Annotated in this window: 20 protein-coding genes; 5 read left to right on the top strand and 15 right to left on the bottom strand. The window is 57.7% G+C overall.

The features are described from left to right. Positions 1–180: 180 nt before the first annotated feature. From MME58_RS08330 to MME58_RS08310, 5 genes are all read right to left on the bottom strand, one after another. The gene (locus MME58_RS08330; RefSeq protein ID WP_055005835.1) at positions 181–363 is read right to left on the bottom strand and encodes a hypothetical protein; all 183 of its coding nucleotides are present in this window, start codon (positions 361–363) and stop codon (positions 181–183) included. Positions 364–538: 175 nt separating this feature from the next. After that, positions 539–1,711, bottom strand: coding sequence for a lactonase family protein (locus MME58_RS08325; RefSeq protein WP_054986983.1), 1,173 nt, complete (start codon positions 1,709–1,711; stop codon positions 539–541). Positions 1,712–1,790: 79 nt separating this feature from the next. After that, positions 1,791–2,075 carry a DUF5629 family protein gene (locus MME58_RS08320; RefSeq protein ID WP_054986982.1) on the bottom strand — a complete coding sequence of 95 codons (285 nt, stop codon included), beginning with the start codon at positions 2,073–2,075 and terminating at the stop codon, positions 1,791–1,793. Positions 2,076–2,242: 167 nt separating this feature from the next. Beyond that, positions 2,243–3,235 carry an AraD1 family protein gene (araD1, locus tag MME58_RS08315; RefSeq protein WP_054986981.1) on the bottom strand — a complete coding sequence of 331 codons (993 nt, stop codon included), beginning with the start codon at positions 3,233–3,235 and terminating at the stop codon, positions 2,243–2,245. A 71-nt stretch (positions 3,236–3,306) separates the two neighbouring features. Then, positions 3,307–4,614, bottom strand: a complete 1,308-nt coding sequence (locus MME58_RS08310; RefSeq protein ID WP_055005834.1) for an MFS transporter — start codon at positions 4,612–4,614, stop codon at positions 3,307–3,309. A 214-nt stretch (positions 4,615–4,828) separates the two neighbouring features. Here MME58_RS08310 and MME58_RS08305 point away from each other — a divergent pair, with 214 nt between their 5' ends. From MME58_RS08305 to MME58_RS08285, 5 genes are all read left to right on the top strand, one after another. Then, positions 4,829–6,571 carry an IlvD/Edd family dehydratase gene (locus MME58_RS08305; protein ID WP_055005833.1) on the top strand — a complete coding sequence of 581 codons (1,743 nt, stop codon included), beginning with the start codon at positions 4,829–4,831 and terminating at the stop codon, positions 6,569–6,571. Positions 6,572–6,665: 94 nt separating this feature from the next. After that, on the top strand, positions 6,666–7,379 hold the full coding sequence (locus tag MME58_RS08300; protein WP_054986978.1) for a FadR/GntR family transcriptional regulator: 714 nt from the start codon (positions 6,666–6,668) through the stop codon (positions 7,377–7,379). 336 nt (positions 7,380–7,715) lie between these two features. After that, a complete protein-coding gene (locus MME58_RS08295; RefSeq protein WP_055005832.1) occupies positions 7,716–8,303 on the top strand; it encodes a PAAR domain-containing protein in 588 nt (195 codons plus the stop codon). Positions 8,304–8,308: 5 nt separating this feature from the next. Next, the gene (locus MME58_RS08290) at positions 8,309–9,235 is read left to right on the top strand and encodes a DUF6402 family protein (RefSeq protein WP_055005831.1); all 927 of its coding nucleotides are present in this window, start codon (positions 8,309–8,311) and stop codon (positions 9,233–9,235) included. Continuing rightward, positions 9,232–9,672 (top strand): hypothetical protein, encoded by a 441-nt coding sequence (locus MME58_RS08285; RefSeq protein ID WP_162491450.1) that lies wholly within the window; start codon positions 9,232–9,234, stop codon positions 9,670–9,672. Before MME58_RS08290 ends, MME58_RS08285 begins: the two co-directional genes overlap by 4 nt. A 670-nt stretch (positions 9,673–10,342) precedes the next feature. On the opposite strand, the gene MME58_RS08280 is transcribed toward MME58_RS08285, so the two are convergent. The 10 genes from MME58_RS08280 to MME58_RS08235 form a co-directional block, all read right to left on the bottom strand. Beyond that, positions 10,343–12,733: an efflux RND transporter permease subunit gene (locus tag MME58_RS08280; protein WP_055005830.1), complete on the bottom strand. Its 2,391-nt coding sequence runs from the start codon at positions 12,731–12,733 to the stop codon at positions 10,343–10,345. Between the two features lie 27 nt (positions 12,734–12,760). Then, a complete protein-coding gene (locus tag MME58_RS08275) occupies positions 12,761–13,807 on the bottom strand; it encodes a YCF48-related protein (RefSeq protein ID WP_082427317.1) in 1,047 nt (348 codons plus the stop codon). 228 nt (positions 13,808–14,035) lie between these two features. Continuing rightward, positions 14,036–15,391: a DUF1329 domain-containing protein gene (locus MME58_RS08270; RefSeq protein WP_055005829.1), complete on the bottom strand. Its 1,356-nt coding sequence runs from the start codon at positions 15,389–15,391 to the stop codon at positions 14,036–14,038. 500 nt (positions 15,392–15,891) lie between these two features. Then, entirely contained in the window at positions 15,892–17,049 is a 1,158-nt protein-coding gene (locus tag MME58_RS08265) for a glutathionylspermidine synthase family protein (protein ID WP_055005828.1), read from the bottom strand. Positions 17,050–17,058: 9 nt separating this feature from the next. Next, complete coding sequence (locus MME58_RS08260) at positions 17,059–17,805, bottom strand: DUF1190 domain-containing protein (RefSeq protein ID WP_054986972.1); 747 nt, start codon at positions 17,803–17,805, stop codon at positions 17,059–17,061. 27 nt (positions 17,806–17,832) lie between these two features. After that, the gene (locus MME58_RS08255) at positions 17,833–18,258 is read right to left on the bottom strand and encodes a DUF350 domain-containing protein (RefSeq protein WP_032614232.1); all 426 of its coding nucleotides are present in this window, start codon (positions 18,256–18,258) and stop codon (positions 17,833–17,835) included. A gap of 13 nt (positions 18,259–18,271) precedes the next feature. Then, positions 18,272–18,937, bottom strand: a complete 666-nt coding sequence (locus tag MME58_RS08250; protein ID WP_055005827.1) for a YjfK family protein — start codon at positions 18,935–18,937, stop codon at positions 18,272–18,274. A gap of 49 nt (positions 18,938–18,986) precedes the next feature. After that, positions 18,987–19,541 (bottom strand): rhomboid family intramembrane serine protease, encoded by a 555-nt coding sequence (locus MME58_RS08245; protein ID WP_055005826.1) that lies wholly within the window; start codon positions 19,539–19,541, stop codon positions 18,987–18,989. Between the two features lie 30 nt (positions 19,542–19,571). After that, on the bottom strand, positions 19,572–20,279 hold the full coding sequence (locus MME58_RS08240; RefSeq protein ID WP_054986969.1) for a PspA/IM30 family protein: 708 nt from the start codon (positions 20,277–20,279) through the stop codon (positions 19,572–19,574). Between the two features lie 26 nt (positions 20,280–20,305). Then, positions 20,306–20,959: a YjfI family protein gene (locus MME58_RS08235; protein ID WP_054986968.1), complete on the bottom strand. Its 654-nt coding sequence runs from the start codon at positions 20,957–20,959 to the stop codon at positions 20,306–20,308. Positions 20,960–20,978: the final 19 nt, after the last annotated feature.

Here is a 20,978-nt window from a genome sequence, read left to right as displayed (position 1 = left end):
CGCTCCGCGTCGCACGATAGTTCTGGACGCTCTGCGTCCTGTCTTGAATGCGCCACCGCCATCAGCGCTTTCGCGAACAGGCTCGCCTGACATTCCGTGCATGGTCTGCCGCGCAGTGGGCAGTAAGTCGCAGGGACCTGTGTGGGCGAACATGCTCGCGAAAGCGTGACGGCTAATGAATCATCGAGCGGACTTGTGATCCAGCGCTGCGTAGAAATTAGCGCTCTGTTGCAGGTATTTAGCGGTGTAGGTCTGAGTGGCGTGAGTTTTCTTGTCACTGACGTCGACACTGGCACTGGCCGGAAGCGCGACGCTCGCCGAGATAGCGGATGCAGCGATGATGGAGAAAATATTGAAATTCATGTCGGTCACCCCTCTAGTCTGTCTGTACGCTGGTTTGATGCCTTGACCGTCTTGGCCGTGACTCAAACTTACGCCCGAGGGTGATTCAGCAGAAATCTTTTGTAGCACTAACCCATATCATCAAGAATGATAACGGCCCCAGCCCTTGTATCGTGCGGGCTGGAGCCGAAGCGGATTACTTGTCCGTCAGAAAACGCAGGTAGGAAGGTGCATCTGCATCGAATTTCTGTACCGTTTCACCGATCTTGCCGCTCTGCGGATCACGGCGTACGGTCACGATCTGGTTGCTCTTCTGATTGGCGAACAGCATGAACTTGCCGGTCGGATCGAAAGCGAACTCGCGTGGTTCCTTGCCTTCCAGGGAGCGACGCTGAATTTCTTCAAGCTTGCCGCTGGCCTGATCGATGCGGAATACCACGACCTGATTCGCGTCACCGCGATTGGTCACGTACAGAAACTTGCCATCGGGTGAGGTGTGCAAGGCGCCTCCACCGTTTTTCTCCTCCACACCCTTGTTCTTCATATCAACCAGTTGGGTCTGCTTGAAGACGCCGTCGTGGTAGTCAAACACTGCGACCTGCGCGGTCATTTCCAGCACCAGCCAGGCATGCCTGCCATCACCACTGAACAGCGTATGACGTGGCCCGCTACCGCCAGGCAACTGCACGGTCGACTCCTTGGCTGGCTGCAATGGCTTGGCCTGGCTCGCGTCGTACTGATAAACAAACAGCTTGTCAGCGCCCAGATCGGCCGTCACCACGTACTTGTCATCCGGGGTCGGCACGGCCAGATGCACATGTGACGACATCTGCCGCTCACCGTTGACCTTGCTTCCAGGACCCAGCGGCAGCACCTGAACGGCTTCGCTCAACTGACCGTCCTTGCCCACCGGCACCACGGTCAGCGCGCCGCCCGGGTCCGGGTTTACGGCGTAGTTGGCCACGAACAGGTAGCGACCGTCGTAACTCAGGCTGGAGTGCGTCGGTTCTTCACCGCGGCTTTGAACCTGATTGATCGGCGTGATCTGACGGGTTTTCGGGTCGATTGCAAAGCTGCTGACCTTACCCACCACGTCTTTTTGTCCGGGACCGTTTTCATTGACCGCGAACAGGTAGCGCTGGTCTCTGGAGACTGTCAGCCACGACGGGTTTTCGGCTTTGACCACTTGCAGTGGCTTGGCATCGATCATCCCGGTTTCGCTGTTGAAGGCAAAACGGTAGATCCCTTCACTCTTTCCTTGTGTGTAGGAACCCATCAGCAGTTCAGTGTCGGGCATGGTCTGGGCCTGCACGGTAAAGGCGCTCATGGCACTGGCAATCGCCAGCCATGGCAGAAGTTTATGGGGCATGGGGGCATCCCTTTTTGTGGAAATTATTGATGCCTGTTACGGCACTGTCGGGTCTATGACAGCGCCAGCCCGCATTTACTCACTCGTCCCCGGAATCATCTTCATCAGAAGGGGTGAAAGCGTCCAGGCAGATGATCCGGTGATCGGCGTTACCGTCATTGATCACCCAGCTTTGCAGCGATTCATCGAAGGTTGCAGCGTCGACTTGCGTCCTGGTGAAGCGCCATACCTTACGCTCGCGGCCGTCCATGCATTCGATGTTCAGTTCATCGCCCAGAGAAAAGTCCCAGGCGTGCAGACCGTCGATTTCCAGCATGGTGGTGGCTTCGAGGGCGGCGAGCAGTGTGATGGGCGTGGTGGTCATGAGATTTATCCGGCCAGCAAAAGCGCGAATGATAGGGCAAAAGGCAGGCGCAGATACACTGATCTGCGCTGTGAGACAGCCAAGAGCGGACGCAGAGCGCCCAGAAAGGCATGCCAACGCAAAGCGCCGGCACGATGAGCAATCAAACAGGTACTACTCGCCGGCTCTCAGAGCTTGCCGATGCCGCCCGGCTGAAACACTGGCTCACTCGGTGCCAGACCGTTGACCAACGGCTGGCCGAACTCGGCCTGGCTGACCTCGAAGCGATCCCCCGGCTGAGTGCGCACGCCGTCGGCAAACGACAGGGTCGCGGTGCCGAAAAAGTGCACATGCACATCACCGGGCCTGAGGAACTGGGCGTATTTGAAATGATGATATTCAAGGTTTTCCAGGCTGTGGCACATATTGGCCTCGCCGCTTAGGAACTCTTTCTCCCACAGCACTTGTCCGTCGCGCCAGATCCGGCTGGTGCCCGTCAGGCTCTGGGGCAGTTCGCCAACGCGCAGCTCCGGCCCGAATGAACAGGCGCGCAGTTTCGAATGCGCCAGATACAGATAATTGCGACGCTCCATGACGTGGTCGGAATACTCGTTGCCGATGGCGAAGCCCAGCCGGTAAGGCTTGCGGTCATGACCGATCACGTACAGGCCACTCAGTTCCGGCTCTTCCCCGCCGTCTTCGGCAAAGGGTGGCAATGAAAACGAATGCCCCGGCCGCACGACAATGCTGCCGTCACCTTTGTAGAACCATTCCGGCTGAACACCCGCCTGCCCCGCCGCTGGCTTGCCGCCTTCCACGCCCCATTTGAAGATGCGCATGGTGTCGGTCATCGTGGCTTCGTCGCCGGACTGCTGGTGCATCTTGTCGCGCGCCGACGCGCTGCCCAGGTGCGTCAGCCCCGTACCGCTGACCAGCAAATGCGCCGGGTCAGGATGGTCGAGCGGCGGCAGAATCCGCAGTTCTCTCAGCAGTTGCGGGTAATCGTGGGTCTCGCCCACGCCACGCTGTTCGACCTGACGCGCCAGCACAGAACCTGCCTCGATAGCCGCCAGCGCCAGCTCGCGAACACTCTCGACACCCAGTACCTCACGTACCTGATCACCGTCGACCAGCCCGACCCGGCGCTGACCATCACTCAATTCAAATTGCACTAACCGCATGAAATACTCCTTACACAATCATTGAAAACGCCCAGGTCGACTGCTTCTTGCCGCTTAAAGCGTGCAGCTGTTCATCTGGCACTCGCCGCGAACTCGTCTGCCGGCAGCACATGCTTGCGCTCCAGCACGTGATAAACGATCCCGGTCAGCAGCAGCCCGAACACCATCACGCCTGACAGGAAGTACAGGCCCGACGCCAGACTGCCGGTGATTTCCTTCAACGCACCAATCACGAACGGGCCGATGTAGCCGCCCAGATTGCCGACCGAATTGATCAGCGCGATACCGGCTGCAGCACTGGCACCGGCGAAGAACCGCCCCGGCAAGGTCCAGAACACCGCCGTGCAAGAAAACAGCGCAAAGGCCACGACACACAGCGCAGCCAGTTGCGCCACCGGCATGGTCAGCCAGGCACTGCAGAACAGGCCGATGGCCCCCAGCACATACAGCACCGCCAGGTGCCCGTAACGGTCATTGAGCCGGTCGGAACTGCGCGGCACGATCAACAGGCCAATGATGCCGAAGATGTAGGGCACCGAAGATACGAAGCCTGTCGTCAGGTCACTGCCACCAAACTGTTTGATCAGCGTTGGCAACCACAGGCCCAGACCGTAGATGCTCAACGTCACCGGCAGATAGAAAAGCGCCAGCAGCAGCACACGCTTGTCCTTCAAGGCGTGCAACGGATTGCCGTGGCGAGTCTGACCGTATTCTTCCAGGTCCTTTTTCAGTTCGCCGGTCAGCCAGTCTTTCTCGGTCTGATCCATCCACTTGACCTGCTGCGGACCATCCGGCAGCCAGCGCAGCACTGGCCAGGTGAGCAGAATCGCCGGAGTACCGATCACGATGAACAGCCACTGCCAGCCATGCAGACCGAGTATGCCGTCCATCCCCAGCAAACCACCGGACACGGGGCCGGTGATCATCATGGCAATGGGTTGCGACAGAATGAAAAGGCCGAGGATCTTGCCGCGATGACGCACCGGAAACCACTGGGTGATGTAGTACAGCACTCCGGGAAAGAAGCCCGCTTCGGCCGCCCCCAGCAAAAAGCGCATCACATAGAAACTGTGGGGCCCCTGCACGAAGGCCATGCCGATGGTGATTGCGCCCCAGGTGATCATGATTCGCGCGAACCAGCGGCGCGCGCCGAAACGCTCGAGCATCAGATTGCTGGGGATTTCAAGCAGGAAGTAGCCGATGAAGAACAGCCCGGCACCCAGACCGTAGGCAGCATCGCCGATACCAATGTCCGCGCCCATGTGCAGTTTGGCGAAGCCCACGGCAGAGCGGTCCACATAGGCGATCAAGTACAGCAGGATAAGGAAAGGAATCAGTTTGAACGTGATGCGGCGTATAAGCCGCAGTTCCTGGCTCATGTAGGCGGTCTCCCATTGTTTTTGTTATGGAACCTGCGGGGATCGCCTCTGTGCCTGGAGGCTGAATGAAGCTGCACATGCGCCAGGATGATCCCTCGTCTGCGATCGACTATATAGTAATACTATTTGAACTGACAACTCTTCCAATACGCGTTTTTTAGGCTTACCTTAGCCAGCAGCATCGCCATTAAGTCTTACAATAAGAGAGCCGATCATGTCTGACTCCGATAAAAAACCGACCCTCCGTTCTGCCCAGTGGTTTGGCACCGCCGACAAGAATGGCTTCATGTACCGTAGCTGGATGAAGAACCAGGGCATTGCCGACCATCAGTTTCAGGGCAAGCCGATCATCGGTATTTGCAACACCTGGTCGGAGCTGACCCCCTGCAATGCGCATTTCCGGCAGATCGCCGAGCACGTCAAACGTGGCGTGATCGAAGCCGGTGGCTGGCCGGTGGAGTTCCCGGTGTTTTCCAATGGAGAATCCAACCTGCGCCCGACGGCCATGTTTACCCGTAACCTGGCGAGCATGGACGTCGAAGAAGCGATTCGCGGCAACCCTATCGATGGCGTCGTGCTGCTGACCGGTTGCGACAAAACCACGCCTGCCCTGTTGATGGGTGCTGCCAGTTGTGACATCCCTGCCATCGTCGTGACCGGTGGACCGATGCTCAACGGCAAGCATCAGGGCAAGGACATTGGTGCCGGAACCATCGTCTGGCAGATGCATGAGTCGTACAAGGCCGGGACCATCAGCCTGGATGAGTTTCTGTCCGCCGAAGCCGGCATGTCGCGCTCGGCAGGCACCTGCAACACCATGGGCACGGCCTCGACCATGGCCTGCATGGCCGAAGCGCTGGGTACTTCATTGCCGCATAACGCCGCCATTCCTGCTGTGGATTCGCGCCGTTACGTGCTGGCGCACATGTCCGGCATGCGTGCGGTGGACATGGCCCGCGAAGACCTGCGCCTGTCGAAGATTCTCACCAAGGCGGCGTTCGAAAATGCGATTCGGGTCAACGCGGCCATCGGCGGCTCGACCAACGCCGTTATCCACTTGAAAGCCATTGCCGGACGCATCGGCGTCGATCTGGATCTGGATGACTGGTCACGGATGGGCCGTGGCATGCCGACCATCGTTGACCTGCAACCTTCCGGACGCTTCCTGATGGAAGAGTTCTACTACGCCGGTGGCCTGCCTGCCGTCCTGCGGCGCATGAACGAAGCCAACCTGCTGCCCAACCCCGACGCACTGACCGTGAACGGCAAAAGCATCGGCGAAAACACCTGCAATTCACCGATCTATGGCGAGGATCAGGTGATCCGTGCGTTGGACAACCCGATTCGCGCCGACGGCGGCATCTGTGTCCTGCGCGGCAACCTCGCGCCACTTGGCGCTGTACTCAAGCCTTCAGCTGCCACACCGGCATTGATGCAGCACCGTGGCCGTGCGGTGGTGTTCGAGAATTTCGAGATGTATAAATCGCGGATCAACGATCCGGATCTGGACATCGACGCCACATCGGTAATGGTCCTCAAGAACTGCGGACCCAAGGGTTATCCGGGTATGGCCGAGGTTGGCAACATGGGTCTGCCAGCCAAACTGCTCGCTCAGGGCGTCACTGACATGGTGCGTATTTCTGATGCGCGCATGAGCGGCACGGCTTACGGCACGGTGGTTCTGCATGTGGCACCGGAAGCCGCAGCGGGTGGCCCGCTTGCCGTGGTTCAGGAGGGCGACTGGATCGAACTCGACTGTGCCGGCGGCCGCTTGCATCTGGACATCCCGGAAGCCGAACTGGCTGCGCGCCTCGCCGACTGGCAGGCCCCGCCACAATTGTTGCTGGGCGGCTATCGTCAATTGTACGTGGACCGGGTGATGCAGGCCGATCAGGGCTGCGATTTCGATTTTCTGGTCGGCTGCAGGGGTTCCGAAGTGCCACGCCACTCGCATTGAACGAAACGGCGGTCGCCTGACGCAGGTGGCCGCCGCAACCGTTTCGCGATGGTATGATGCCCAGCAATCACCGCCAGGACCGAATTGCGTTCTCATGGATTACCGAAAGCCTTCCGACCGTAAAAGCATGCACGCGCGCATTGTCCAGGAACTGGGCATGCAGATCGTATCCGGGCGTTTCAAGCCTGACGAAAAACTGCCTCCCGAAGCGCTGCTCTGCGAAGAGTACGCCGTCAGCCGTCCAGTGCTGCGTGAAGCCACACGGGTTCTGGTCGCCAAGGGGCTGGTCTACTCGCGCCCGCGTGTCGGCACAGTGGTCAAGGCCCGACGCGAATGGCACCTGCTGGACCCGGATGTGCTGCATTGGGTCATGCAAAGCTCGCCACAGAATGAATTCTTCAACCTGCTGACCAGCGTACGCGCTGTCATCGAACCGGCGGTTGCAGCACTGGCTGCGCAACATGCCACGGACGCAGAAATCGAGTCGATCCACGAAGCCTACCTGCGCATGGAAGCCGCACCGACGCCGGAAGACCTGCTGCAACCCGATCTCGACTTCCACAGCCGCATCGCCGACGCCACCCACAACGACCTGCTGGCGCACTTGTGCAACATGCTCTCACTGGCGTTGCGCGAAGCGCTCAAATACTCCAACAAACGCCCCAATCTTCACGAACTGGCTATGCCCCGCCACAAAGCCATCCTCACTGCCATCCAGAACCGCGACGCACTGGGCGCACGCCATGCCTCGCTGGTGCAACTGGACGATGCGCGCAATGCGCTGAGCGTAGTATTGGGCGGCGGTTGATCAATCGGTTCAACTGAATCGATCACGTCTTGGGTCTGTCTGTTCGTCGTGTTTATCAATCAAGCAGGGCGAACCCTATCGATTACCGATACCCACCTCTGAGTATTCTATTTCTGTGGGATATATCCAGCCTATATGTAAGAGCTTTATCAACCCAGCGTAAGCTCAGCCCTTAAATACCATAAATAGCGATCTGCCATTTCCGAAAACATAAAGTAATGATATCTCTCCTTGCACCTTAATTAAAACGCCGCGCCTGTTCATACACGTCGATTAGAAAAATCAGACGTCAGGGATTCGTGCGGCCTGCAGAAAACATTACTCAGGGAGAGTTGCATGAAACTTCTGGCCATCGTCCAGGGCGATACTACAGACCACGGAGGGTCTGTTATCAATGGCGATCAAACAACGCGCATCAATGGTTTCCCCGTAGCGCACAGGGGCTGCGACGTCATCTGCCCGCTACATGGCGCCAGCAAAATCATCGGCGAAGAAAACAACTTTCATATCGAAGGAAATATCATCGCACTGGAGGGCAATCTGACCAGTTGTGGGGCTCGGTTGATATCCAGGCAACAAAACTTCTTTTGGATCGAAAGGCGGTCCAGTGCTGTGGGGGCTGCGCCCGACAGTTCGGCCGGCCTTCATCAGGAGGTGGCCAGCGACGAAGGTGTGGTGCACGGCTGCGTACAGGCCATTGATTCGTTGCTGAGCCCGCAGAACTCAATGGCATGCGACGAACGTTTTCGTCTGTTCAACCAACAGCGTTCCAGCCTTGGCCATCTGGGCTATGTGGTGATGCAAGACCAGCGCTGCACTGCCGTCGGCGCGCTTGACCTGCAAGGCTACAGCCGCAGCCATACAAGCCCCGCGGTCACCGCTCTACAACTCGCAACCACCGCCCCTTGGCCGGTCATGGAGTAACCCCGATGTCCCTGAACGATTTCCAACGCACCAACGCCTTGGGCCCCGACACCTTCTACGCCTTGCCGCAAGGAGCCTCACATACCTACGCCCCGACAGACACCCCGGCCAAAGAAGTCATTATCCAAAGCCTGGCCCTCTCCCGCATCCCCGGAGCCATGCGCAACATGGGTTGGAACACCGCAGCGGCGCTGATGCAGCGATGGTTTGACAGTCCAGCGTGGGAGATGCCGGAGGAGTGGAAGGAGCGAGAAACGCAGCCTGACCCAATGAGCCTGTCTCCCGCGCAGTGCGATGAAAGCATCGTGAAGATGGAATGGGCAATGCAGTTTGAGCGATGCAGGCAGGCTGTTGAAGTGGCTGAGTCAAGATTGAATACAGCTAACGCCGTCAATCGACTGAAAGAACTGCTAAAAGAAGCTGGCTGGCGTGATCACATTGACTGCCAACTGGGTTCAAACACGATGTCCGCCAGACAAATGGACGCTTGTTCTCAAGTAAACTTCGCTAAATTTGGTAGTACATGGAGCACGCTGGATGATATGTACGGAGCATTGGGCTTTGCAACGATGAAAATTGGTGTAACAGGAAAAACCTTTAGCAAGGAAATTTCTGGCACCCAACATCGCCAGCATTACTTTCAAGTTGAGCAGGTAGGTCTTTATATCCGAGATCATTACGACTTCAATGGCATACAATACTTGGGCACATGGACAGAAGATCGCGTACTCACCAAATCGGAAACACTCATAACATTGCACCCTCAAGGAAACTTAATAATCAGATTGAAAGATGGGCCCTTTGCTGCAATAACAAACGCAAACTTTCGAAATTATCGTGTAGAAAAAATCAAAGGGGGCGACTTCATAATTTATTCGGACATCCTGTGGAAGAAATCCGATCAAATCATTGAGCTAGGGACATGGCTATGAAAAAATCATCTCGCACAATAGTATTTTTTTTGTCATACGTCATCATCGCAGGCGGTCTCTGGATAGCTTCTGAATGGTGGGAAAAAGGACTGGCTGAAAAATCGAGCGGCCCGCATATAAGTCCGGGCGGATGTTATCGGGTAGATATATTTAAACCATTTTGGGTCTTACCTATGATGTTTCATCGAGAATCCGATCCCAACGAAGATCGACCACCCACGTGGTTTCCCTGGTGGGGTTACCCAGCCTTTTTTCGACTTTATGATCACCGCACTGGCGTATTGATTTCAGAGACGAAGATTTACGATCTGGAATCAGCGGGCGATAAACTGTCGTGGGGAAGTGGATCGGGAGTGGTAATGTCCGGTTTGATCTTGATTGGCCCCAATCTCCCTGATTGCATGGGTGATCGCCCTACTCGCATGAACCCTCAATAACGAGGGCATCACGATGCTGGACATTTTTAAATGATCGTTCCAACGCTCCGCGTGGGAATGCCGTTCTGGACGCTCTGCGTCCTGTGCCAAGTAAGCAGCGCGGTGCAAATTTGTGACGCAGAGCGTCACTAACTGCATGCCAACGCAGAGCATTGGCACGATATTCATCTTGAGGCGTAAGTCATCGTCCCAACGCTCCGCGTGGGAATGCCGTTCTGGACGCTCTGCGTCATGTGCCAAGTAAGCAGCGCGGCGCAAATTTGTGACGCAGAGCGTCACTAACTGCATGCCAACGCAGAGCATTGGCACGATATTCATCTGAGGCGTAAGTCATCGTTCCAACGCTCCGCGTGGGAATGCCGTTCTGGACGCTCTGCGTCCTGTCCCAAGTAAGCAGCGCGGCGCAAATTTGTGACGCAGAGCGTCACTGACTGCATGCCAACGCAGAGCATTGGCACGATATTCATCTTGAGGTGTAAGTCATCGTTCCAACGCTCCGCGTGGGAATGCCGTTCTGGACGCTCTGCGTCATGTGCCAAGTAAGCAGCGCGGCGCAAATTTGTGACGCAAAGCGCCACGCACTGCGTGCCAACGCAGAGCATTGGCACGATATTCATCTTGGGGCGTAAGTCATCGTTAAAAGGATACCGGGTTACAGGCCGCCCCAACCTCAATGCGAAAACAACGAATTCCCCACCTTCCCCGCCATCTTCTCTGGCTTGATCAGGAACCGCGCCAGCGCGGGCAGCAGCCACAGTGCGCCGAACATGTTCCACAGCAGCATGAAGGTCAGCATCAGGCCCATGTCGGCCTGGAACTTGATCGCCGAGAAGATCCAGGTGCACACACCGATTGCCAGGCACAGGCCGGTGAACAGTACGGCTTTGCCGGTGGATTTCAGCGTTTCGTAATAAGCCTGCTGTAACGGCAGGCCAGCGCGCAGGAAGCTTTCCAGGCGGCTGTAGATGTAGATGCCGTAATCGACACCGATGCCCACTCCCAACGCCACCACCGGCAAGGTCGCGACCTTGACGCCAATGCCCATGAACGCCATTAGTGCGTTGCCCAGTACCGAGGTCAGTACCAGCGGCAGGACAATGCACAGGGTGGCTGCCCATGAGCGGAAGGTGATCATGCACATCGCTGCCACGCAGAGGTAGACCAGCACCAGAATCACCAGCTCGGACTGCTTGATCACTTCGTTGGTCGCCGCCTCGATCCCGGCGTTGCCGGCAGCCAGCAGAAACTGCAGGTCCGGCGTGTCATTGTCTTTGGCGAAGTCCTGAACGGCGTGCACCGCGCGGTCGAGGGTTTCGGCTTTGTGGTCATTGAGGAATACCAGCAGCGGTGCCAGCGAGCAATCGGTGTTGTACAGGCCGTCGGCGCGGGCGATGGAGTTGTTCAGCACGTCCTTGTTGCGCGACAGGCTTTCCCATTTCAGATTGCCCTCGTTCATGCCTTTGATGACCTGTCTGGAAACGGTCACCAGCGAAATGGCCGACTGCACACCCTGGGTGTTCTCCATCTTCCACGCCAGTTCGTTGATCGCCGAGAGCGTCGAATACGCCGAACAGCCCTCGGGCGGTGTCTTGACCATGACCACCAGCACGTCGGAACTGGTCGAGTAATGATTGATGATGAACGCGTTGTCCTTGTTGTAGCGCGAGTCCGGACGCAGCTCGGGGGCTCCTTGGTCCAGATCGCCGATCTTCAGGTTCTGGCTGTACCAGAGCCCGCCACCGAAGGCCAGTAATGCCAACACGATCGATACCGGCGCGACTTTTGCGCTGGCAAAGTTCGACAGCAGTCGCCAGAAAGGATGCTCGCAGACCGCATCCTGTTTGCTGCGGTTCACCGCCCGTTTACTGATGCCTGCGTAGGAAATCGCCACCGGCAACAGAATCAGGTTGGTGAACACGATCACCGCAACGCCGATGGACGCACCGATGGCCAGCTCGCGGATTACCCCGATGTCGATGATCAGCAGCGTGATAAACCCCACTGCATCGGCCAGAATCGCGATCATGCCGGGCAGGAACAGCTGGCGAAACGTGCGACGTGCAGCGGTCAGGGCATTGTCAGCCTCACTGGACTGCAGGGCGATACCGTTGATCTTCTGTACGCCGTGAGAAATACCGATCGCGAAGATCAGGAACGGCACCAGCATGGAATACGGATCGATGCCGAAGCCGACGACATGCATCAGCCCCAGTTGCCAGATCACTGCGATGAGTGTGGTGCTGAGTACGGCGATGGTGCTGCGGATGCATCGGGTGAACCAGATCAGCAATACCAGCGTGATCAGAAAGGCAATGCCAAAGAACATGACTACCATGAACAGGCCATCGATCAGGTCGCCGACTTTTTTGGCGAAACCGACGATGTGAATCTTGATGTTTGGGTTCTGCGCCTGGTACTTGTCGCGAATCTTCTCTTCAAGCTGATGGGAGAATTGCTGGTAGTCCAGGGCCAGCAACCTGCCCTGGTCTGCCGGGTCCGGGTAGGACTCCTGCAGCGGCACATCGATGATGCTCGACCTGAAATCGTTGGCGACCAGTCTCCCGACCTGTCCGGATTTGAGCACGTTGTTGCGCAACTGATCCAGGCTGGCGTCCGAGCCGTCGTAACTCTGCGGTATCACCTCGCCCCCGGCAAAGCCCTCTTCCGTCACTTCGGTCCAGCGTACGCTGGGGCTCCACAGCGACTTGAGACCGGAGCGGTCTACGCCGGGGATGTAAAACACTTCGTCGCTGATCTGGCGCAGGGTCTCCATGTAGTCCTTGGAGAAGATATCGCCATCCACCGCTTCGACGGATATACGCACGGTATTGCCGAGATTCGCCAGGTCGTTGCGGTGTTTCATCATGTTCTGAATGAACGGATGAGACAGCGGGATCATTTTCTCGAAACTGGTGGACGGCCGGACCTGAGTGGCTTGCCAGAACAGGAAAATACTCGCCAGCAGGCAAAGGATGATCACCGCCGGGCGATGATTGAAAATCAGGCGCTCAAGGAAGGTTGCCTTGTCATCTGAATATTGCGTGTGTTGAAGAGTGCTCATGCCGGAATGTCCCCGCCCTGAAAGGTCTTATTGTTGGGTCGTATCGGCGCCCGTCGGCGAGGTGATGCGCACGCCGCCTTGTCCTACCAGAATCAGATTGCCTTGCAGGTTGCTGGTAACGCCGGCCAGCGAAATGCGGTCGGGACGATTGAAGACCTCGAACGTTTCGCCGTCGTCATGGCTGCGCATGACGCTGCCACCGTTGCCGACCAGTACCAGCGAACCGTCAGCCAGCAGCGTGGCGCTGGCCAGACCGAACTCGACCGGGCCACGCGCGCCTTTCAATTCGATGGGCTGCCAGCTGTCACCAAAATCGCTGGAGCGAAACAGGTTGCCGCGCAGACCATAGGCCAGCAGCGTGGAAGGCTGAGCGGTGCCGATCACGCCGAACAGCGAGCCTTGATAAGGACCTTGAAGTTTCTCCCATGTCTGTCCCTCGTCACTGGAGCGAAACATGCTGCCCGCCTCGCCGACGATGAACAGGCCGGCATCTTTGACCTGAGCGATGCTGTTCAGGTGATACTGGTCTTCGTTGTCCAGGCGCTCGCTGACATCCTCCCAGTGCTGACCGCCATCACCGGTGCTCAATAATGCACCGTAGGCGCCCACGGCAAAGCCGTTATCGAGGTCCTTGAACCAGACGTCCAGCAGCGGGGCCTCGCGCTTGAGGTCCTCGAACTGCTTGCTCCAGCTCTTGCCGCCATCATTGCTGGCCAGTATCTGTGCGTCATGCCCCACTGCCCAGCCATGCTGTTCGTCCACAAAAAACACCGCCGTCAACAGTTGGCGGGTCGGCACGCGCGCCTGGCTCCAGCTCTTGCCTTGATCGTCGGAAAACAGAATGTGCCCGTGATCACCCACCACGACCAGGCGCGCGCCGGCATGGGCCACGTCCAGCAACAAACTGCGCGAAGCTCTGGCCGATTCGACAGCGTAGACAGCCTTGTCTGCGGAAGTCGCTGCACTGGCTACCGAACCGGAGTCGGCCGTTGCAGGCAGCACAAAGCATGCAGCACAAATAGCCAGGTACATGCCCGTACATGACCGGATGCGCAGATGGAAAAACTCACGCATGGACTTCTCCCCTCTTATTATCAGGTGAGCGTTATCGGATTCGGGTATCCGTCAGCTCGACTGACTCCGATACCCACAGCCCTCCGGCGTTACCCGTCTGGAAGACCGGTCATCCTAGGCAGTTTTGCAAATGCCTGACAATCGACATGTCGTTATCTTTTGTTAAGCGCACAGAATGTGATTGACGGATCATCACGACAGTTGATCGAACGGGTTAGCCGAGACCTGTCAACGAATACCCCTGCGACGCAATGCATCAGGTTTGAAAGCGTTCATACCAGGCGCAGGCTGGGAAAAATCACTGGTGCCGGGCTCCTGATTGTCTAGGTTCTGTACGTGATAACGGCGTGCCTGCAAGTCGTGAAAGACATCCAGCGCAGACCATGTGGTGGGTAACTCGTAATAGTTTTTCAGGTAGGCCATGGAGACCCGCCACAGCTGTCCGCGACCGTCATACTGATCGACAATTGCAGCCTGCCAGCTGTCTTCATCCAGATACAGGGTGCGCCGCGAATAGACGTGCCGTGCCGTAGGTTTGAGGGTGCCCTCGACCACCCAGACACGGTGTAGCTCATGGCGTGTGTAAGCAGGGTTGAGGTGACCGACCTGCAACAATTTTCGGTAACTGATAGAGGGACTGGATATCCGGTAGTTGTTGTAAGGAATGTATATTTCGCGTTTGCCCAGCAACCTCCACTCGTAACGGTCCGGTGAACCGTTGAACATGTCGGTGTCATCAGCGGTGCGCAATCCCTCCGAAGCCGGGATCGGCATGTCGTAAGCCAGACTCGGCGCCCGCCTTACCCGACGTTGTGCCGCACTGTAAGCCCACGCCTGCCGAGGCTCCTGCACCTGATCAAGTGTCTCGTGAACCAGCACGGCGGAGCCGGCCATCCGTGTCGGACACTGGATAAATGACAGGTAATAAAACAGTACGTTGTCCAGACTGGCAAAACTGCCAGCGGGATCATAGAAACGGAACAGCACTTCCTGACGCGAGGTGTTCAATTTGAAGCTGCCGTCGCGCTGGATCGCAACTTCCGACGTACGTCGCACCACGTAATGACCGCGGTAGCGGGCAATGTGATTCCACACGGCCTGAATACCCTTTTCCGGCAGAGGAAACGGAATACCTCCATAGGCATCGACAAACCCGTTACCGCCACCGATCAAGCGGGCTTTTTCCGCATTACGACGGGTGTTGTCGTATACCCACTGGGGTGCCGATCCGGAACGTCGAGTGGTGTACACCGGCATCTGATAGCTGTCCGGATAGGTTTCGAACATCGCCACCTGACCAGGCGTGAGGTGCGTGCGATAGTGCTGCATGTTGGCGTGGGTAATGGTGAACAAGGGCTTGTCAGCGGCATACGGGTCCACATGCCGTGTGCCGGAGCCCTCGTATCCGGGCGGCGGGCGGGTGATGCCGCCGCTCCAGGCCGGGATGGTGCCGGTCGCGTTACCCGCCACCTCGCCTCCCAGCGGTGTCAGACGTTTTCCGAGCAGCGTTGCGTCGACTGCCAGGCTGGTATTGATCGCGAGCAGTATCGCCAGTGCGATCCCCAGCAGTTGTTTCATGAGCATGTTGGCTCTCCTTGCGTGGCCGGTCCGGGACAAGTGTCTGGCGTCCAGGCCAATGGTATTTCCGATATAAACGGCGTGTGATGAGAGGCGTATAGCGTGGCGGCCTGGTAATAACGAGTTATTAAACGGACGAACACAGTCAACTTCACCAATGATCCCGCGAACGCGGTGCAGGCAGGCATGAGCCTGTAGGAAACTTCCTGAACTTACAGCGCACTGTTACCGATAAAGCACCCACCGGGACCGCCCCAGCAATGCAACGCAAATGCCAATACGTGTAAAAAAAACAGATTAAAACGAAGCGTCCATACAGATCAGTTAATGGCCGACTGTATTGATAACGTCAGGATTGAAAATACGATAACGTTCGTTTGATTGTCAGACATCTCATCAGCAAAGCGACCGACTGAGTCCATTCATTATTGGCGATATAGCAGGTCGGTAACAGCGAACGTGTTACGTGCCCCGGGCAAGTAACACTTATCGAGAATACCCGCAGCTCAATCAATGACAACGTGAGGCAGGAACCGACTGGTGTCTTTGGTAATCAGGCTGTCATCTTCGCGAATGCCTATTCCGGAGGCCAGATCGCCGATGACCCAGGAGCCGATCAGCGTGTAACTGTCAGCAAATCGCGGAAGCGGTGAATACGCCTGCAGAATGTAAGGCGCGTCGGTGTAAGGCCCATCGACTGAAATCAGCTGATCGCCAAGTGTGCGCATTTCGATGTTGGCACCCTCGCGGGAAAAGTAAGGCTTGCGCACGCAGCCTCTGGGGACCGGCCGGGTCGGATCCTGATCGACGCAAGAAGGCAGCAGGTTCGGATGGCCTTCATTGAACTGCCACAACAACGGCAGAATCCCCTTGTTGCTGAGAATGGCCTTCCAGGCGGGTTCAACGAACTGAGTGCCGCTGCCTGGCACGTGCTGGCCGAACTCTTCGTGAAAGATATGCTCCCACGCGTGAAGCTTGAACAGCCGTTCGATCCAGCGCCCGTCCAGATCGACAAAACGCCCCTCGGCATTGAGCCCGATATCCTCGATATCGATATGCCGGGCATCAATCCCAACGTGCGCCGCCATACGCCGCAGAAAATCGGTAGTGCCACGGTCTTCGACAGAGCCCGACATCGCCGAAAAGTAGAACGGACTCGCGCCCGGAAACTCGGCGAAGGCCCGAACCAGGTCCTCGGCAATCGAATTGAACTGACTGGCGTGCGCAGGCAGAACGCCACGCGCCATCTGCTCATCCAGCCAGAGCAACTGAAACGCACCGGCTTCCATCAGACTGGTCGGCGTATCGGCATTGATTTCGTACATCTTTGCCGGTCCCGTACCGTCGTAGGCAAAGTCGAAGCGCCCGTAGAGATGCGGATGCCCATCCTTCCACGAAGCACGGATCACATCGAAGAACGCTTCCGGGATCGCCAACTGGTGCAACAACGCCTCGCTCTCTACGACCCGGGCGACCGCGTCCAGACACATCTGGTGAAGTTCCTGCGTAGGAGCTTCAAGGTCGCGGGTAATCTGCTGTTCGGTGAACAGGTAATACCCGCGCTCATCCCAATAGCGCTCGCCGTCGATGGTGTGGAAGTTGAGCCCTTCACGCTCCGCCGTGGCGCGCCAGTCCGGGCGTTCCTCGATGCTGATCTTTTTCATGACCGACCGTCAGCCTCCGAAACTGCTACTGCCACTGCTGCTCTTGCCGCCCCAGCCGCTGCGTGCCGACGCCTGACTGCCGAAGCCGCCACGCGAGATGGTCGATGATACCGACGACGAGCCTGACCCCGAACTGCCAAGGTTGCGCCCAAGTGTGCTCTTGCCATAGCTGCGGTCCGGGCTGGATTGCGCTTGGGTCGAACGCCCGAACGTCTTGCCTCGATCGATCTGGCTTGGCAAGGACGAGCTGTAGTAGCCACCGCGGTCATCGCGAGTCTGGTAAATGGGCTGCGAGTAATAGCGGTTATTGCCAAAACCGTTGCTGAGCAGATTACCGATCAGCAGCCCGGCCATCAGCCCGGTGGTACCACTCATGCCTGCGGGGGCGGACTGAGCGGCTTCCTGATTGGCCCGGTCCAGCGCCTCTTTGGGCACACGGCCGGAAAAGCCCAGCTCGAAACCGCCGAGCTTCGGCATGTACTTGCCGTCAGAGGTGACCTGGCAATAATCCGGCACGAAGTCCGCGTCGCAGGAAGCCTTGTCATCGTAGGTCGGCGCTATGCGGCGATGGTCGGATAGCGCCTGCATGTAGGCGTCCGAACAGACATTTACCGGCACCTTGGCATCGACGCATTCCTGCACCGAGCTGAAGTTGGCCTGGGCATTGAAAGTGTCCTTGTCTTCCGACGGACCGCAGCCGGCAAGGGCCAGGGGAAGCGTACTGGCGAGCACCAGCTTTACTGAACTACGTCTCATCATGAGTCTCCTTGTTCAAGGCCGCCATCAGACCGAAGGGGTCATGCAGGCTGCATTGAGAAGACCGACGCTGATCGCGACACTCGCCGAATAGATAGCTGCCGCCATCTCGCCCTTGGCAATGCGTGTCGACAACCCCTTGAGTACAAGGCTGGTAACGCCGAACGCCAGCAGTTGCACAACGGCTGCAATCACTGCCCAGACGATCACGTCCAGAATACTGATGCTGTAACTGATGATGTTGCTGGCCGGCAGTGCGAAACCGATCAGCGAACCACCCAGCGCCAATGCGGCAGCACTGTTGTTCTCGCGGATCAGCGCAAACTCCTTGTGCGGTGTAATTCTGCTGTAAATGAACTGGAACAGCGCAAACAGGATGGCCGCCACCAGAATGTACATGACGAAGCCAAACACGGCAGTGGCATTGAGCGACATACGCAGCGCGTCGATCATGAAGATTTCCTTGTCAAAGAACGTTGATATCGGTGGATTGCAGCGTTATGCCAACCGCCGTGGTGAGCGTGATGCTGCCCTCCTCGTCCTCCTCTACGGAAAACAGCAGAAACTCACGGCGGTTGATCAGACCCGTTTCGCGGGCATACAACATGCTCAGGTGTTTGACGCGATACGCGGCGTCCGGACTGACGATGTCCTCATCCAGAGGCGTCAGCTCGGTCTGGCCGGGCGACGTGCCCCACTGCCGTTCGAACACCTCGCCATCGTGCTCATAGGTGGGCAGGCCGATCTTCGACGACGGGCCGGTCAGGCGCAGCAACTCGTTCTTGCTGGTGATCGGCTCGACACTGTAGTAACCGAACAGGATGATGTCCTGCACGTCCTGCGCAGAGGGGCCGTTGCTGACCACCTGCAAAAAATAGTCCTCGTCATCGAGGTAGAAACGATGAAGCGCCATCGACTGGCCGAGGTCGACATTCCCCACGGCCCAGACCTTTTCGTCGCCAGGAACAACCACCTCCGAGTGGCCATCGAGCAACAGCTTCAACGCACTGTCCAGACACAACATACGACCGGAGGCCAGGCCAAGCGGACTGACCGTACCGACGGACTGTGCGCCATCCCCGCCGGCTGCCTTGGGTGCTTCCAGCCCCATGGCACGTTTGAACCAACTCATAGTGCATATCCTTGAAGACCGGAATAAACCAACGGTTTGCGAAACGGGCTCAGTTCTGCGCCAGCAACGCCCTGGAATGCATCAGCCACGCCACACCAATACCGGCAACGGCCCCGGCAATATGTGATTCAAACGAAACACCCGTCACCGGTACGAAGCCAAAAATCAATCCGCCGTAGCCTGCCAGCACCATCAGGGCCAGCAACAGGCTTGCAATACTGCGTTGATAGCACGCCCGCGCCAGCAGATAAGACCACAGGCCGAAAATCAACCCGCTTGCCCCGACATGAATATTACTGCGACCGAACATCCAGACCAGCAACCCGCCCACCAGACAAACCAACCCCACCACCCACGCATAGCGCCTGACACCCTCGGTGGCTACCAGCCAGCTGAGCACAATGAACGGCAACAGATTACTGAGCAAGTGCTGAATCGAACCATGCAGAAACGGCGCAAACACAATGCCACGCAACCCGGTCGAACTGCGCGGCATGATACCGAAATGGACCAGGCTGTTACCGGTGACCGAGTTCAGCACTTGCACGGCGATCATCACTGCCGACAGCGCGAGGATGACGTTGAGTCGTCTGGAAAACTCCATTCACCCTCCTTGTCTGCGCCGCTGCTCCGCTTACTGGGACGGTGTCTGGTTTTTGGCTTTGAGGCGTGCCAGCACATCTTGCGCGCCGCCACTTTTGGCCCCAATCCCGGCATCCTGCAGACGACGCTCCAGATCGCTGCCGCTGGACTGGCTGGCCAGCTCCTCGGCCGCTTCGAGCTTGGCGTCCTGTTCGTCCTGGCGTTGCTTGAGACGCGCCAGCGACCCTACCGCGGTTTCGACGGCACCACTGGCACCGCCGGTTGCGGTTGCCGTTGCAACGCGAGCCTTTTGCACGGTTTCACGGGCCTTGGCCATCTCGACCTGCTGCTTGAGGCTCTTGATTCGCGATTCGGCCTTGATCACCTGATCCTGCAGCAGGTTGACCTGCTTACTGAACTGATCGGCCAGTTCCTGCTCCTGATCACGCAGGGCTTCGATCTCGGCAATCTTGTTTGCACATTCGACAGCCAGGGCTTCTTCACCCTTGTTCAGGGCCTGCATGGCGCGGCCTTCCCAGTTGGCAATGCTGGTGGCGTGCTCTTCAAGACGCTGTGCCGAAAGTTTGTGCTTGGCCTTGATCGTGATCAGCCCGTCGCGGGCCTTGACCAGCGCGTTTTCGGCGTCGCGGATTTCCTGGTCCAGAATGCGGATGGCATTGGCGTCGGCAATCGACTCGCCCACTTCGGAAGCGCCGCCACGAACAGCGGTCACCAGTTTTTTCCAGATACTTGTCGTCATGAATGTTCTCCGCCTGACAGCGCTGTTCAGTAGATGAAATGATCTTCAAAAGCGTCGGCCGCACGGATCACGTTGTCCGCGAGGGTGAGGATTTCCTGCACCACGACCGTGAGCGACGATGCCGCGCTCAATGCGCCGAACAGGCAGTAGACTTCCTGACCGCCGCCCAGCTTTTCGATGCCGACCGAGGACAGCGGGAACAGGTCGCGGCTGCGCAGGACCACGTCGTTGAAAGCCTGCACGTTCTTGATCTTGTTCACTTCGATCAAGGTCGCGTCAGCGAGAATCTGCTCGCCTTCCACGGCGATGTAGATCGGCAGGTCGCCGTAGTCGGCCATGGTCAGCCTGATCCCCGAGGCATCGCCCTCGGTCACGTCGAGCTCGATCTTGCCGTTCGTCACCAGCTCCAGTTCGCTGAGTGCCTTCTGCAGAGAGCTGATGGTCCAGTGGGTATTCTCGGTCATGAAATCCTCCAGTTTTATTCTGTCGCCCAAAAAGGGCTGTCTCAGGGCTTTTTCAATGCCACGCAGGGCATCGACGTTCTCGGGCCGTATCCAGAATTCCCGCTTGACCAGCCCTGCTTCCTTGAGTCGCAAACGCATTTCACGCATGTAATCGGTGGAGCTCTTGGAAACCCTGGCCTGGACTGCTGCGTTATCGCCTTGGATCTTGCGAGGCATAGGCGCTTCCCCTTGTCAC

It is taken from the genome of Pseudomonas syringae pv. tagetis, from assembly GCF_022557255.1.
GTDB lineage: Bacteria > Pseudomonadota > Gammaproteobacteria > Pseudomonadales > Pseudomonadaceae > Aquipseudomonas > Aquipseudomonas caricapapayae.
This window is presented reverse-complemented; position numbering and strand designations above follow the sequence as displayed.

Bases quoted from the DNA above. Each gene is read 5' to 3' on its own strand.
- MME58_RS08330 (WP_055005835.1), bottom strand. From the start codon at position 363: ATGAATTTCAATATTTTCTCCATCATCGCTGCATCCGCTATCTCGGCG.
- MME58_RS08325 (WP_054986983.1), bottom strand. From the start codon at position 1,711: ATGCCCCATAAACTTCTGCCATGGCTGGCGATTGCCAGTGCCATGAGC.
- MME58_RS08320 (WP_054986982.1), bottom strand. From the start codon at position 2,075: ATGACCACCACGCCCATCACACTGCTCGCCGCCCTCGAAGCCACCACC.
- araD1 (WP_054986981.1), bottom strand. From the start codon at position 3,235: ATGCGGTTAGTGCAATTTGAATTGAGTGATGGTCAGCGCCGGGTCGGG.
- MME58_RS08310 (WP_055005834.1), bottom strand. From the start codon at position 4,614: ATGAGCCAGGAACTGCGGCTTATACGCCGCATCACGTTCAAACTGATT.
- MME58_RS08305 (WP_055005833.1), top strand. From the start codon at position 4,829: ATGTCTGACTCCGATAAAAAACCGACCCTCCGTTCTGCCCAGTGGTTT.
- MME58_RS08300 (WP_054986978.1), top strand. From the start codon at position 6,666: ATGGATTACCGAAAGCCTTCCGACCGTAAAAGCATGCACGCGCGCATT.
- MME58_RS08295 (WP_055005832.1), top strand. From the start codon at position 7,716: ATGAAACTTCTGGCCATCGTCCAGGGCGATACTACAGACCACGGAGGG.
- MME58_RS08290 (WP_055005831.1), top strand. From the start codon at position 8,309: ATGTCCCTGAACGATTTCCAACGCACCAACGCCTTGGGCCCCGACACC.
- MME58_RS08285 (WP_162491450.1), top strand. From the start codon at position 9,232: ATGAAAAAATCATCTCGCACAATAGTATTTTTTTTGTCATACGTCATC.
- MME58_RS08280 (WP_055005830.1), bottom strand. From the start codon at position 12,733: ATGAGCACTCTTCAACACACGCAATATTCAGATGACAAGGCAACCTTC.
- MME58_RS08275 (WP_082427317.1), bottom strand. From the start codon at position 13,807: ATGCGTGAGTTTTTCCATCTGCGCATCCGGTCATGTACGGGCATGTAC.
- MME58_RS08270 (WP_055005829.1), bottom strand. From the start codon at position 15,391: ATGCTCATGAAACAACTGCTGGGGATCGCACTGGCGATACTGCTCGCG.
- MME58_RS08265 (WP_055005828.1), bottom strand. From the start codon at position 17,049: ATGAAAAAGATCAGCATCGAGGAACGCCCGGACTGGCGCGCCACGGCG.
- MME58_RS08260 (WP_054986972.1), bottom strand. From the start codon at position 17,805: ATGAGACGTAGTTCAGTAAAGCTGGTGCTCGCCAGTACGCTTCCCCTG.
- MME58_RS08255 (WP_032614232.1), bottom strand. From the start codon at position 18,258: ATGATCGACGCGCTGCGTATGTCGCTCAATGCCACTGCCGTGTTTGGC.
- MME58_RS08250 (WP_055005827.1), bottom strand. From the start codon at position 18,937: ATGAGTTGGTTCAAACGTGCCATGGGGCTGGAAGCACCCAAGGCAGCC.
- MME58_RS08245 (WP_055005826.1), bottom strand. From the start codon at position 19,541: ATGGAGTTTTCCAGACGACTCAACGTCATCCTCGCGCTGTCGGCAGTG.
- MME58_RS08240 (WP_054986969.1), bottom strand. From the start codon at position 20,279: ATGACGACAAGTATCTGGAAAAAACTGGTGACCGCTGTTCGTGGCGGC.
- MME58_RS08235 (WP_054986968.1), bottom strand. From the start codon at position 20,959: ATGCCTCGCAAGATCCAAGGCGATAACGCAGCAGTCCAGGCCAGGGTT.